The organism is Ruegeria sp. AF5 (assembly GCF_056541905.1).
Genome location: NZ_JBQFYZ010000003.1, coordinates 216,274 through 228,899, shown reverse-complemented (window position 1 = coordinate 228,899; position 12,626 = coordinate 216,274). Strand labels below are relative to the sequence as shown.

The following is a 12,626-nucleotide window of genomic DNA, read 5'->3' as shown; positions in this document are numbered from 1 at the left end:
CGGGCGAGACCTCAAGTCACGCCGCTTCAAACACACCTGACAATGCGCGGAACAACGCCACCCCATCTGTGCCGCCATGGCCCTGATCTGCTGCGCGTTCGGGGTGCGGCATCATTCCAAGCACGCGGCGGTTTTCCGACAGGATCCCGGCGATATCCCCGACCGAGCCGTTCGGGTTTTCGGCATAGGTGAACGCGATCCGGTCCTGATCTTTCAAAGCGGCCAGTGTCGTGTCATCCGCAAAATAGTTGCCATCGTGGTGCGCAATCGGAATACCGATCACATCGCCTGCGTTGTAACCGCTGGTAAACACGCTGTCGCTGGTTTCAACCCTTAGGCCAACGGTCTTGCAGATGTATTTCAGCCCGGCATTACGCAGCAAGGCGCCCGGCAAAATGCCGGTTTCGGTCAGAACCTGAAAACCGTTGCAAATTCCAACGGCATAACCGCCACGTTGCGTGTGTTCGACCACGGCCTTGCAAATCGGCGATTGCGCCGCGATTGCGCCGCAACGCAGGTAATCTCCGTAAGAGAACCCGCCCGGCACACCCACGATATCAATACCTTTGGGCAAAGCCGCGTCTTTGTGCCAGACCATATCGACCTGAAAACCGGCCTGCTCAAAGGCGACGGCAAGATCTCGGTCACAGTTGGATCCGGGGAATACGATTACGGCTGCACGCATGGCGGGCCCTCCTACGAGACAAAATCTGTGACAACCGCAACACCCGGAGGCGTTGGATGGTCAAAGGCGGCAAGCTCGGCGCTTACCTGGTTCAGGGTTATTTTCCGGGTCACCAGCGGGCTCAGGTCGACCCCTTGACCCGCGATCAGCGACAACAGCGACGGATAGCGCCAGCTTGGCATCCCGCGGGTGCCAAATACGGAGAGCTGACCAGAATAGAGCACATCCATCGGCAGCGACATCTGCGCATGGTCCCCTGCGGGCATTCCGATTTGCACCATGCGCCCCATTTTGCGCAGGGATCGCATGGCGGAAACGGTCGTGGCTTGGACGCCAAGTGCCTCGATCGCAACATCGGCGCCGCCACCGGTGATGTCCTTCACCGCCTGAGGGGCATCGCATGTCGCAGCGTTGACCACCGCATCGGCGCCCAGAGTTTCGGCATAGGCCAGCTTGTCCTCGGCGATATCGACAACGATAACACGCGCGCCGAGCGCCTTGCCCAGAAGAAGCGTTGATATTCCGACGCCGCCGCCGCCAAAGACAGCGATCCACTCACCACCCCGCACCTGCGCCCGGCCAACAAGCGCCTGCCACGCCGTGGTTACGCGGCACCCCAATGCGGCGGCGATTTCAGGCGCGATGCTGTCGGGCAAGGATGTCAGGTTGGCATCGGCATGAGCCACGGCAACATATTCAGCAAAGGCCCCGTCACAGGTAAAGCCGGGTACGATCTGGTTCGGACAGATTGTCTGATGACCCTGCGCGCAGTCCGGGCAATGCCCACAGGCAAGGATAAAGGGCGCAATCACCCGGTCCCCGACACGCCACCGCTTAACGCGCGCACCGACCGAGACCACCTCACCGCAAAACTCGTGACCGGGTGTCATAGGCAGGACAACGTCGGGGTCTGAGCCCGACCAGGCGTGCCAGTCGGACCGGCACACGCCGCAGGCCAGCACCCGCACCACAACACCGTCTTCGGTGGGAACCGGGTCGGGGATCGTCGACACCTCAAGCGGTTGACGATAGGTGATCAGACGCGCGGCCTGCATCAATCAGACCAGTTCGATCTCGTAGCGTTCGATGACGGTGTTGGCCAAAAGCTTTTCGCACATCTCGGTCACGTCTGCCTCGGTCGCGCCATCGGCAAGCTCAAGATCGATGACTTTGCCCTGACGTACGCCTTCGACCTGATCAAAGCCCATTGCACCCAATGCGTGCCGTACTGCTTCGCCCTGCGGGTCCAGCACCCCGTTCTTGAGCATCACATGAACCCGTGCTTTCATTTTGGCAACTCCAACTGTGGGCCGCATACAAGGCCCATTTCGTTGCGCGGGGGATAGCGCGCCTGATGGGTTTCGACAACCCTGTTTCAAACGCAGTTTGCCGCAGGCGAGTGACGATCCTGCGCCGTCAGATGGACCTGAGTAGTTGTGCTGGCACGGCGGCTGGAAACTTCGGAATAGTCATCTGATCAAACGGCCCGGCCACACGCAAACACCCTGCTCTGCCAATAACTTGGCAAAGGCAAAACGCCGCCCTGAGGGGGCGGCGCTGCTAAGAAGGAGTTTTTAGTTGATCAGCGTCGGCTTGGTGACATTGCTGGCAGGCAGCACACCCAGTCTTCGGGCGACCTCGGAATAGGCATCTGTCAGGCTGCCCAGATCGCGGCGGAATACATCCTTGTCCAGTTTCTGACCGGTCTTGATATCCCACAGGCGGCAGCTGTCCGGGCTGATTTCATCCGCAACAACCAGCCGCTGATAATCGCCTTCAAACACGCGCCCGATTTCGATCTTGAAGTCAACCAGACGGATACCCACCGCCAGCATCACGCCGCTCAGGAAATCGTTCACGCGCAGCGCTAGGCTGAGGATGTCGTCCATGTCCTGCTGGCTGGCCCAGCCAAACGCGGCGATGTGTTCCTCGGTGACAAGCGGATCGCCCAAAGCATCATCCTTGAAGCAGTATTCAACGATCGGACGAGGCAATTGCGTCCCTTCGGCAATGCCAAGACGTTTCGACATCGAACCGGCCGCGTAATTGCGCACGATCACTTCCAGCGGAATGATCTCGCAATTGCGCACCAGCTGTTCGCGCATATTCAGGCGCCGGATGAAGTGGTTCGGAATGCCAATCTGGGTCAGCCCGGTCATAAAGAACTCGGACAAACGGTTGTTCAGCACGCCTTTGCCGTCAATCACGTCCTTCTTCTCGGCGTTGAATGCGGTGGCGTCATCCTTGAAATACTGTACGATGGTGCCCGGCTCGGGGCCTTCATACAGAATTTTGGCCTTGCCTTCGTAGATTTTCTTGCGACGCGCCATAAGCGACCTTTCCAGACTGGCGAAAGGGAATGAGTCCCTTCACGTTGGCGTCCTCATAGTGCAAGCCCTGCGTTCCCGCAAGTTCGCTGCCCCGAGGGCCTTTGACGCAGCGCAAATACCTTGCACCCAGAGTGTCCTATTGTCATATCATCAGTGAGAAACGGTAATCCAAGGGGTCCCCAACCAATGACCACATTCGACGAACGTGAAGCCGCGTTTGAAAGCAAATTCGCCCATGACGAAAAGATGCAGTTTATCGCACGGATGCGCCGCAACCGCTTTATGGCTGTCTGGGCGTCTGCGCTGAAGGGCGAAACTGTTGAACAGGCACGGAAATACGGACAGGAACTGGTTCATACCGACCTGCAGCATGTCGGCGAGGACGATGTTGTCGAGGCAGTCAAAGCCTACTTGGGTGATCTTGCAGATGAAGCCACGATCCGTTCGAAAATGGCCGAGCTTCTGGTTGAGGCCAAAGAACAGGTGATGGCGGAAGGCGAGCATTGATTGCCTGAAATGCAAAACTCATGATCTTCATGAGTTTTATGAATTTGATTTGACGCCCTGGTCATGAGACATGGGGCGTCTCTGTTTTTTTGCAGCGTTTATACGCTTTTTCTGGAATAACCCTATGACAAACGCGCTGAGCAAACTTCTGGACACCAAAGACGCCATCCTTGCGGACGGTGCAACGGGGACCAACTTATTTAACATGGGTCTGCAATCAGGTGATGCACCTGAGCTGTGGAACGTGGATGCTCCGGACAAGATCAGGGCGCTGTATCAGGGGTCAGTCGATGCGGGCAGCGACCTGTTTCTGACCAATACGTTTGGAGGCACTGCGGCGCGTCTGAAACTGCATGATGCGCAGAACCGCGTGGGCGAGCTGAACCGTATCGGCGCAGAACTTGGACGTGAAGTCGCAGACAAAGCCGGGCGCCCTGTTGTCGTGGCCGGATCGGTTGGACCCACCGGCGAGATTATGGAGCCGGTCGGCAGCCTGTCGCATTCCGAAGCGGTTGAAATGTTTCATGAACAGGCCGAGGCTTTGAAAGCGGGCGGGGTTGACGTTCTTTGGGTAGAAACCATCAGCGCGCCCGAGGAGTTCCGCGCGGCAGCCGAGGCCTTTGCACTGGCCGACATGCCCTGGTGCGGCACGATGAGCTTTGACACGGCCGGGCGCACGATGATGGGTGTCACCTCGGCCGATCTTGCGCTTTTGGTCGAAACCTTGCCAAACCCACCGATCGCTTTTGGGGCCAATTGTGGTACCGGCGCGTCGGATATCCTGCGCACGGTTCTGGGTTTTGCAGCGCAAGGCACCGAGCGTCCGCTGATCTCAAAGGGCAATGCGGGTATTCCGAAATACGTGGATGGCCATATCCATTATGACGGGACACCCGAACTGATGGGTCGGTATGCTGCCATGGCACGGGATTCGGGCGCCACAATCATTGGCGGGTGCTGCGGGACCATGCCTGATCATCTGCGCAAAATGCGCGAAGCGCTGGATACCACTTCGCGCGGCGAGCGCCCAACACTGGATCAGATCACCGAGGCACTGGGGCCGTTTTCGTCGGCTTCGGACGGAACCGAGGACGACGCAGGCCCCGAACGCCGCACGCGTCGCCGTCGCCGCGCCTAACGCTTATCAACGCCCTTCGAATTTCGGAGGGCGTTTTTCCATGAACGCCACCACACCTTCTGCAAAATCCCGCGACCGGCCACATTCACCTTGAAGATGCGCCTCGGTTGCAAGCTGCTGCTGCAATGTGTTTTCGTAGGTCCCGCGGATGGCACGCTTGATCGCGCCATAGGCGGCGGTTGGACCTTTGGCCAGATATTCTGCCCTTTTGTGCCAATGTGCGGCAAACGTATCATCGGGCACAGCTTCCCAGATCATGCCCCATTCTTCGGCCTGCCGGGCGCTGATCTTGTCAGCAAACAAGGCCGCCCCCATCGCTTTGGCCAAGCCCATCTGGCGCGGCATGAACCAGGTGCCCCCGGCATCGGGCAGCAAGCCGATACGTGCAAACGCCTGTAGGAAATACGCACTTTCCGTTGCAATAACCACATCCGCACACAGCGCAAGGTTGGCCCCTGCCCCCGCAGCAGGTCCGTTTACAGCAGCGATCGTCGGAACCGGACAGCTGTGGATGGTTTCCAGCATCGGCTCGTATTCGTCGCGCAATGATCGTTCCAGATCGATCTTACCGGTCGATGATGCATCGCCCAGATCCTGCCCGGAACAAAACGCCGGACCTGCCCCGGTGATAACGATACAACGCGCTTTAACCGCGGCGTCTTTCATCGCGTGGGTAATCTCTGCCCGCATCCGTGTGGTCAGCGCGTTCATCTTGTCCGGTCTGTTCAGGGTCAGAACCGCCAGACCGTCCGATATGTCCAATAGAACCGTTTCGTAATTCATGAAGACTTTTTCCCTCGCGCCACGTGTTTAAGCACATTTACTTGTCCGGGCTGGTTGGGAAAAGCAGAACCAAACGTCAGTCTTCAAGAATTTGGCGAAGGCGTTCCTGTTCTTCTGCGCTTAGAGCTTCGGTTTCACCTGAAACCTGCGCCCTGGCGCGTGTGCGAAGAAAGTTCAACCCGACTGCGGCAGCGATCAGCAACATGATTGGCCCGGCAAGCCACAACAGCAGATTCGAACCGCTGGTGGTGGGCTTGAGCAAGACATATTCGCCGTAGCGGTCAACGATAAACGCGACGGCCTCTTCGTCGCTGTCACCCGCAACCAGGCGTTCACGCAAAAGCAAGCGCAGATCGCGTGCCAGTTCAGCGTTGCTTTCGTCAATGCTTTCATTGCGACACACCAGGCATCGCAACCCGACACTCAGGTCGCGCGCCCGCTGCTCCAGAACAGGGTCGTCCAGAACTTCGTCAGGTTGTACCGCAAACACCGGCGCTGCCAGCAGCAGCAGGATCAATACAAGGCGTTTCATTCTGCGGGTACTCCGCCAGCGGGGGATTTGCGCGCACCTGCGGCGACACGGAACCGCCTGTCGCTCAGGCTAAGGACACCGCCGAGCGCCATCAGGATACATCCACCCCAGATCCAGTTCGCCAAAGGCTTGATATAGGTGCGCATGACCCAGCCGCCATCTGCCTGCTGATCCCCGATGACGACGTAAAGATCACCAAGAAAACGATAGTCAATCGCGGCCTCGGTCGTCGGCATGCGTGCAACGGGATAATCCCGTTTCTCGGGATGCAGCGTTCCGATGACGCGACCGCCCTTTTCGACCAGAACATCAGCCGTGGTTGAAAAATAGTTCGGCCCCTGAACCCGTCGCACGTCCTGCAATGTCAGTGTAAACTGACCCACTTCGAACGGCTGGTTCAGTTGCGCCACACGGATATCTTCCGCCTCCCACGCGGTCAGACCGGCAATCGCAAAGATCGTGACCCCAAGACCGGTATGGGCAACTGCCTTACCCCAATCGGCTCCCGGAAGTCGGATCAGACGTTTGAAGCTGCCATTGCGGCCTGTCCGGCTCCACAAATCAATGGCGGCGCCGAATGTAATCCAAGCCCCCAGGAACAAGCCTACGGGTCCTAACGCGCTGCGACCGGTCTGCATCGCCCAAACCAACAGCGCAATCGCCAGCGCCAGACCAAGGGCATAGCGCAGGGACCAGGCCGTTTTGCCCAGCCGACCGCGTTTCCACGGCAGCATCGCCCCGATTGGCAGGATCAGCCCCAGCAAAACCATGAATGGAGAAAACGCCGCGTTGAAAAACGGTGCCCCAACCGAAAGTTTGCGGTCAAACATCATCTCCGCCACCATCGGCCACATCGTCCCAACAAAAACGACGAAGCAACTGACCGCCAGAAGGACATTGTTCACGATCAGCGCGCTTTCGCGGCTGACCATGCCAAAAACGCCCTTGGCCTCCATCGCCTGCGCGCGTGCGGCAAACAAGGTAAGCGCGCCGCCGATGAAGAAGACCAGAATGATCAGGATGAACACACCGCGTTCCGGATCATTGGCAAAGGCGTGAACCGAGGTCAGCAGCCCTGATCGTACGATAAACGTACCGATGAGGGAAAATCCAAACGCGATGATTGCCAGCAGAATGGTCCAACTTTTCAATGCTTCGCGCTTTTCCACAACAATTGCCGAGTGCAACAGCGCCGCCGCCAGCAGCCAGGGCATGAAGGACGCGTTTTCGACCGGGTCCCAGAACCAGAAGCCGCCCCAGCCCAGCTCGTAATAGGCCCACCAGGATCCCAGCGCGATACCGATGGTCAGGAAAACCCAGGCCGCCAGCGTCCAGGGGCGTACCCACCGGCCCCAGGCCGCATCAATGCGCCCTTCGATCAGGGCAGCAATCGCAAAGCTGAATGCCATGCTCAAGCCGACGTAGCCGAGGTACAGAAACGGCGGGTGGAAGGCCAGCCCGGGGTCTTGCAGCAGCGGGTTCAGGTCGCGCCCGTCAAACGGAGCGATGGCAAGCCGGTCAAACGGGTTCGACGTGAACAGGATAAAACCGAAAAACGCCACGGCAATAGCCGATTGAACGGCCAGAACACGGGCTTTAAGTGTCGGTGGCAAGCCGCCACCAAAGAAGGCCGCCATCGCACCAAACAGGGTGACAATCAGCACCCACAGCAGCATAGATCCTTCGTGGTTGCCCCATGTTCCACTGATCTTGTACAGCATCGGCTTTGCTGTGTGGCTATTCTCGACCACAATCCTGAGGGAGAAGTCAGACGTTACAAACGCCCAGATCAATGCACCAAATGCAAACGCTGTCAGCAGGAACTGGACGATCGCGGCGGGCTCTGCAAAGCCCATCCAGCCGGCCCAGCGTTTTGAGGCGCCGATCAGGGGAACAACGCTTTGCACAATTGCGACAAAGAACGCGAGGATCAGGGTGAAGTGGCCAAGCTCTGTAATCATGCCCCGGAATATACGCCGGTGCGGAACCGGGGGCCATGACCTTTAGCTTGTTCTGCACGCACAAAGTGTCGCGGGTCAGATACCGCGAAGCTTTCGCCAATCGTTCAGCGCCTGGTTTTCCTCGGGACGTATGACATCGCTGTTCAGCACAGCATCCGGACCGGGATCAGCAACTCCCGGGCTGTCGCTCTGCATCGTGCGCCAGGCCTCGATATTGCTCATGACCGTTGGCAGTTGCGTCATGGTTGAGCGGATATCCCGCTGAAAATCCTGCATTTTACTTTGGTGACGCGCGCCAAAGTAAAACGATACGATCACGCCCAGCAACCACCACAGCGGCTCTGGGACCAAGGCTATGCCCTGCATCCGTGCGGCAAACCATATTGGGTCGACCATGGCGGCAACAAACAAGCCAAGCGTTCCCAATGCCAGCGCCGGGCGCGGTAACCTGTTCACGCCGTCCATGACACGGTCAAAAAGACCCTTCTGAGGTGCCTGAAATTCGCTACCGAACTGCACCATGGCCTGAGTTTGAATCTCATTGGCGCGTACTGCGCCTGCTTCGGTGTTTTCACGATAGAGTTCTGCGGTTTCCTGTAAGACGTTGCGCCCGTTACCAAACAAAAGCGCCAGCACACCTGAAATCAGCCCCATGCCGCGATCCTTCTGGTAAATTCGCTGTCCGAAAGATGATAACGCGGCGAAAGAAATTCTTCGGCCCGTTTTATCCAGCCACCTTTGCCGCCTGATCGGCTACGCGCGTATTTTCTGGATGCAGGCCGCTGATCAGCAAGGCGAAAATAGTAGTTTCGCCGCGCAATCCCGTAGGCGTCGCGCAGGACATCGGGCTCTGGCTGCGCCGCGCTTTTGCAGGCCGCCACGGTTTGCGGGCCTATCACGCCGTCGGCGGTGACGTTAAACCCCATTTCCTGTAGCAGCCGCTGAAGGATCTTCACCGCCTGCGCACCGGCATTCACATACATGTCGAAAACCGAAGCATGCAGGGTTTCGGGAAGCTCCGCAATGTGCGGCTTGTCGAAATAGTGCTGCACAAAGATGTCGACCGCTTGTCGAGCGGACACTGCGCGCACATCCGCCTCGTCAACCCGACCGTCGCCAGTCAGATCCAAGCCCAGCCTGCGCAGGGTGTGTATCGTGACCCCGTACTTGGTTGCCCCGCCCGGATCGTCGGGGTCATCAACAAAGCCCCCTTCACGGGCCACAATCTCTTTGGCAATTTGCCGAACCGTTTGCATACCACCCTCGTAACGTTAGGTGGCCACACCGTTTCCGACAGATATTAATGATTTAAAACGAAACGGAGCGCTGCATGCACCATGCACGCAACGCTCCGTAACAGATTCAAACGGCTTCAGCTTTCTTCCGCGCCTTTGTAGACACCTTGCTCTTTCAGAGCGTCCATGACCTCTTTCGGCATGTAGGTCTCATCATGTTTGGCAAGAATTTCAGTCGCTTCAAAGACGCCGTTCACGTAACTTCCCGTGCCGATCATTCCCTGATTTTCCGAGAAAAGGTCAGGTAGAACACCTGTGAACGAGACCGGAACGCTTTCGCCGCCATCCGTTACAACAAAACGGATGGTTTCGCCCTGTCCGCGGATGATCGAGCCTTCTTCGACCAAGCCGCCAATCCGAAACACTTCGGTCGGTTTCGGCGGCTCTGCAATCACCTCGCTGGGCGAGCGGAAAAAGTTGATCCCGTCCTGCAATGCCCAACCAATCAACGCAGTTGCCGCCACCAAGGCAACAACTGCCACCAGAATGACTTGTACACGCCGACGTTTCTTGAGCGTTTTCATACCATCCTCACGGGAAAAGCGGGGCCATCATCAGGCCCAGAGTTTCATCTTCACCTAACATCAGGTTCGCGTTCTGCAAGGCTTGCCCACTGCTACCTTTTGTCAGGTTGTCCAGCGCCGCAATCACAATTGCGCGCCGCTCAATCCGATCGGCCACAACACCGATGTGACAGAAATTCGACCCCCGCACATGGTGGGTCGAAGGGGTCTCACCCATCGGCAGCATCTGGATGAACGGCTCATCCGCATAGGCTTTGGCAAGCGTTTCGTAGATGCTGTGCGGGTCACCCTTCACATAGGTTGTGGCCAGAATACCCCTGTTTGCAGGGATAAGGTGGGGCGTGAACTGCACATGCACAGCCCGACCGGCAAGTTTCGAAAACTCCTGATCGAACTCGCCAAGATGCCTGTGTGTCCCACCGACGGAATAGGCATTGCTGCCTTCACTCAGTTCAGCGTGCAGCAGGTTTTCCTTCAGTGACCGCCCTGCCCCTGATACGGCGCATTTCAGATCAAGAACGATATCGTCCAGATCAATGACCCCGGCAGATATCAGTGGCCGCAGAACATATTGCCCGGTCGCCGCATTGCACCCGGTACCCGCAACAAGCCGTGCCGTCTTGATGTCTTCGCGGTAGAACTCGGTGAGACCATAAATCGCCTCTTCCTGCTGTCTTAGCGCGGTATGCGGATTGCCATACCATTTTTCGTACTCGTCGGGGTCGGCCAGCCGGAAGTCGGCAGACAGATCAATGATTTTCAGGTCTTTCGGCAAATCCCGGATCACTTCCTGACTGGTCTTGTGCGGCAAGGCGCAGAAACACAGGTCGACCTGCGAAAAGTCGATCTCGGAGATTTTGCACAGATCAGGCAAATCCATGTGGCGCAGATGCGGGAAAACCTGCGCCATTGTCATGCCAGCCTTACGTTCGGCGGCCAGCGCGACGATATCCATGTTCGGGTGCTCGGCGATCAGCCGCACCAGTTCAGCGCCGGTATAGCCCGAAGCGCCCAGAATTGCGATTTTATGGGTCATGTCAGACCTCTTTCACTTGAGTGTCACATGTTTCGACCGCCGATGCGACGGCCTTGAAATAAGGGAAGCAGAGCGGCTGCGTCCTTGACCTAAGTCAGGCAGCCTGGAACGTGATTTGTCGTCGGAGGAACTGCGTCGCCCGGTCGCTGACAACATTGGGTTTGCCCGTTGTCAGAAAACCACTTGGGCCCTCGCCCAACATGGTGGGATGACGTTGCAGGTAATCTGCCAGACTGTCAGCAACAAGCGCACCCTGGCTGTAAACCTGCACATCTTCACCCAACGCAGCCTGGAATGCTTCGGCCATCAACGGGTAATGCGTGCAGCCCAGAATAGCGGCCTGAGGTTCCGGCATCTTGCGCTTGAGCGCATCCACATGGCTGCGCACCAGGGCTTCGGCCAGGATCATGTCGCCGTCTTCTATGGCATCCACAACGCCGCCACAGGCCTGTGCCTCGACATCCACACCGATGGCCCGAAAGGCCAATTCACGCTGAAAGGCCCGACTGGATACCGTGGCAGGCGTTGCAAACAATGCCACATGTTTGACGGCCACTTCGCGCGGCGGAGAATTGTCGCCCCATTGCCGTTCGGTCAGCGCTTCGATCAACGGGACAAAAACGCCAAGAACGCGTTTGCCGCTGGGCACGCCCTCTTCCTGCATGCGCCGCAACGCTGCGGCGCTGGCCGTGTTGCAGGCCAGAATCACCAGATTGCAGCCACGCGACCACAGATCCTGAACCGCCTTGCGGGTCAGTTGATAGATATCCTCGGCATCACGCACACCGTATGGCGCGTGTGCACTATCTGCAAAATACAGGAAATCAACGTCCGGCAGACGTTGCTGCGCGGCACTCAGGACGGTCAGACCGCCCAAACCGGAATCAAAGATACCTACTGCCATTAGATCACTCAGGCGCGATGCCGTTCCTCAAACTCATAGCCGTAATCATAAGACTTCAACGGCGTTGGAGACAGCTCATACGTGGCTTTGCGCAGGAAATCCATCATCTTGCGCGTATCCTTGCTGAGCGGGTCCAGAATGTCGCGCCTGATCGGCTCTCCGACTACGACCTTCACCGGTGTATCAACGCGTTTCTTGAACTCTTTGATCAGCAGGCCCATCCGCAAAGTACTGTGCAGATGGCTGGCGATCTGAAACAGACGAGAGGTGTGGCCATCAAAGAAAACCGGAACAACTGTGGCATTCGATTTGGCCACCATCCGCGCGGTAAACCCGCGCCAACCCGGATCCATGGGGTGGGAAAACGGCTTAACCCCGGTGCTGACCGTCCCGCCGGGAAAAATGCCGATCGCCCCGCCTTCGCCCAGATAGCTGAGCGCGGTTTTGCGGGTCTCAAGGTTCAGCTGCATCGCCTCTTTCGTTTCATCAAACGAAATTGGCAGAATGATGCGATTCAGGTCTTCGGCCTTGCGAAACACCCGATGGGCCAGAATGCGGAAATCACCCCGTGTCTCGGACAGGATATGTCCCATCATCAGGCCATCCAGAATTCCGTAGGGATGATTGGCAATCAGGATCAGAGGACCGTCTTTCGGGATATTCGAAAGCGATCCCCCCGCCACGTCCAGTGTAAGCCCATAGCGTTCGACCATCACAGCCCAAAAGTCGCGCCCATTGGCAACGTCTTTCTCGTACCCGTCCGCGCGTTTGATCAGGCGCATACGGCCCGTCGTGTTCTCCATCAGCTTGATGACCATCCGCCCGCCTTTGGTTTCGGCGGAATGCGCGTAGGAAATGTCGCGAACGGCATGACGACGAGAAGGCATATGGGTCTCCGGCTTGCTGCCTGCAAAATAAGTGCAAGTAACAA

General features: G+C 57.8%; 15 protein-coding genes. 2 read left to right on the top strand and 13 right to left on the bottom strand.

Features of this window, described 5'->3' with window-relative positions; genetic code table 11:
* Positions 1 to 16 precede the first annotated feature (16 nt).
* The 4 genes from purQ to purC form a co-directional block, all read right to left on the bottom strand.
* Positions 17 to 685, bottom strand: coding sequence for a phosphoribosylformylglycinamidine synthase subunit PurQ (gene purQ / locus ACR0DS_RS07330; RefSeq protein WP_480558471.1), 669 nt, complete (start codon positions 683 to 685; stop codon positions 17 to 19).
* A gap of 11 nt (positions 686 to 696) precedes the next feature.
* Positions 697 to 1,740 carry a zinc-dependent alcohol dehydrogenase family protein gene (locus ACR0DS_RS07325; protein ID WP_480558473.1) on the bottom strand — a complete coding sequence of 348 codons (1,044 nt, stop codon included), beginning with the start codon at positions 1,738 to 1,740 and terminating at the stop codon, positions 697 to 699.
* Between the two features lie 3 nt (positions 1,741 to 1,743).
* On the bottom strand, positions 1,744 to 1,974 hold the full coding sequence (purS, locus tag ACR0DS_RS07320; RefSeq protein ID WP_117872765.1) for a phosphoribosylformylglycinamidine synthase subunit PurS: 231 nt from the start codon (positions 1,972 to 1,974) through the stop codon (positions 1,744 to 1,746).
* A gap of 285 nt (positions 1,975 to 2,259) precedes the next feature.
* Complete coding sequence (gene purC / locus ACR0DS_RS07315) at positions 2,260 to 3,015, bottom strand: phosphoribosylaminoimidazolesuccinocarboxamide synthase (protein ID WP_209504015.1); 756 nt, start codon at positions 3,013 to 3,015, stop codon at positions 2,260 to 2,262.
* Positions 3,016 to 3,201: 186 nt separating this feature from the next.
* Here purC and ACR0DS_RS07310 point away from each other — a divergent pair, with 186 nt between their 5' ends.
* Both ACR0DS_RS07310 and bmt read left to right on the top strand, forming a co-directional pair.
* Positions 3,202 to 3,522, top strand: coding sequence for a DUF1476 domain-containing protein (locus tag ACR0DS_RS07310; protein ID WP_267364605.1), 321 nt, complete (start codon positions 3,202 to 3,204; stop codon positions 3,520 to 3,522).
* Between the two features lie 124 nt (positions 3,523 to 3,646).
* On the top strand, positions 3,647 to 4,660 hold the full coding sequence (gene bmt / locus ACR0DS_RS07305) for a betaine--homocysteine S-methyltransferase (protein ID WP_267364607.1): 1,014 nt from the start codon (positions 3,647 to 3,649) through the stop codon (positions 4,658 to 4,660).
* 6 nt (positions 4,661 to 4,666) lie between these two features.
* Here bmt and ACR0DS_RS07300 read toward each other — a convergent pair whose 3' ends face one another.
* The 9 genes from ACR0DS_RS07300 to ACR0DS_RS07260 form a co-directional block, all read right to left on the bottom strand.
* Positions 4,667 to 5,443: an enoyl-CoA hydratase-related protein gene (locus ACR0DS_RS07300; RefSeq protein ID WP_480485732.1), complete on the bottom strand. Its 777-nt coding sequence runs from the start codon at positions 5,441 to 5,443 to the stop codon at positions 4,667 to 4,669.
* Between the two features lie 76 nt (positions 5,444 to 5,519).
* Complete coding sequence (locus tag ACR0DS_RS07295) at positions 5,520 to 5,975, bottom strand: cytochrome c-type biogenesis protein (protein WP_480481083.1); 456 nt, start codon at positions 5,973 to 5,975, stop codon at positions 5,520 to 5,522.
* Positions 5,972 to 7,936, bottom strand: coding sequence for a heme lyase CcmF/NrfE family subunit (locus ACR0DS_RS07290; protein WP_480537802.1), 1,965 nt, complete (start codon positions 7,934 to 7,936; stop codon positions 5,972 to 5,974). The genes ACR0DS_RS07295 and ACR0DS_RS07290 overlap by 4 nt, the downstream gene beginning before the upstream one ends.
* Before the next feature lie 75 nt (positions 7,937 to 8,011).
* Positions 8,012 to 8,590, bottom strand: a complete 579-nt coding sequence (locus tag ACR0DS_RS07285) for a holin family protein (protein ID WP_480537800.1) — start codon at positions 8,588 to 8,590, stop codon at positions 8,012 to 8,014.
* Positions 8,581 to 9,192, bottom strand: a complete 612-nt coding sequence (locus ACR0DS_RS07280; RefSeq protein WP_480558475.1) for a holin-associated N-acetylmuramidase — start codon at positions 9,190 to 9,192, stop codon at positions 8,581 to 8,583. The genes ACR0DS_RS07285 and ACR0DS_RS07280 overlap by 10 nt, the downstream gene beginning before the upstream one ends.
* A 116-nt stretch (positions 9,193 to 9,308) precedes the next feature.
* Entirely contained in the window at positions 9,309 to 9,755 is a 447-nt protein-coding gene (ccmE, locus tag ACR0DS_RS07275; RefSeq protein ID WP_209504023.1) for a cytochrome c maturation protein CcmE, read from the bottom strand.
* A gap of 7 nt (positions 9,756 to 9,762) precedes the next feature.
* On the bottom strand, positions 9,763 to 10,791 hold the full coding sequence (gene argC / locus ACR0DS_RS07270; protein WP_480558477.1) for an N-acetyl-gamma-glutamyl-phosphate reductase: 1,029 nt from the start codon (positions 10,789 to 10,791) through the stop codon (positions 9,763 to 9,765).
* 94 nt (positions 10,792 to 10,885) lie between these two features.
* On the bottom strand, positions 10,886 to 11,695 hold the full coding sequence (murI, locus tag ACR0DS_RS07265) for a glutamate racemase (RefSeq protein WP_209596136.1): 810 nt from the start codon (positions 11,693 to 11,695) through the stop codon (positions 10,886 to 10,888).
* An 8-nt stretch (positions 11,696 to 11,703) separates the two neighbouring features.
* Positions 11,704 to 12,582, bottom strand: coding sequence for a lysophospholipid acyltransferase family protein (locus tag ACR0DS_RS07260; protein ID WP_480558479.1), 879 nt, complete (start codon positions 12,580 to 12,582; stop codon positions 11,704 to 11,706).
* Between the last annotated feature and the right edge of the window lie 44 nt (positions 12,583 to 12,626).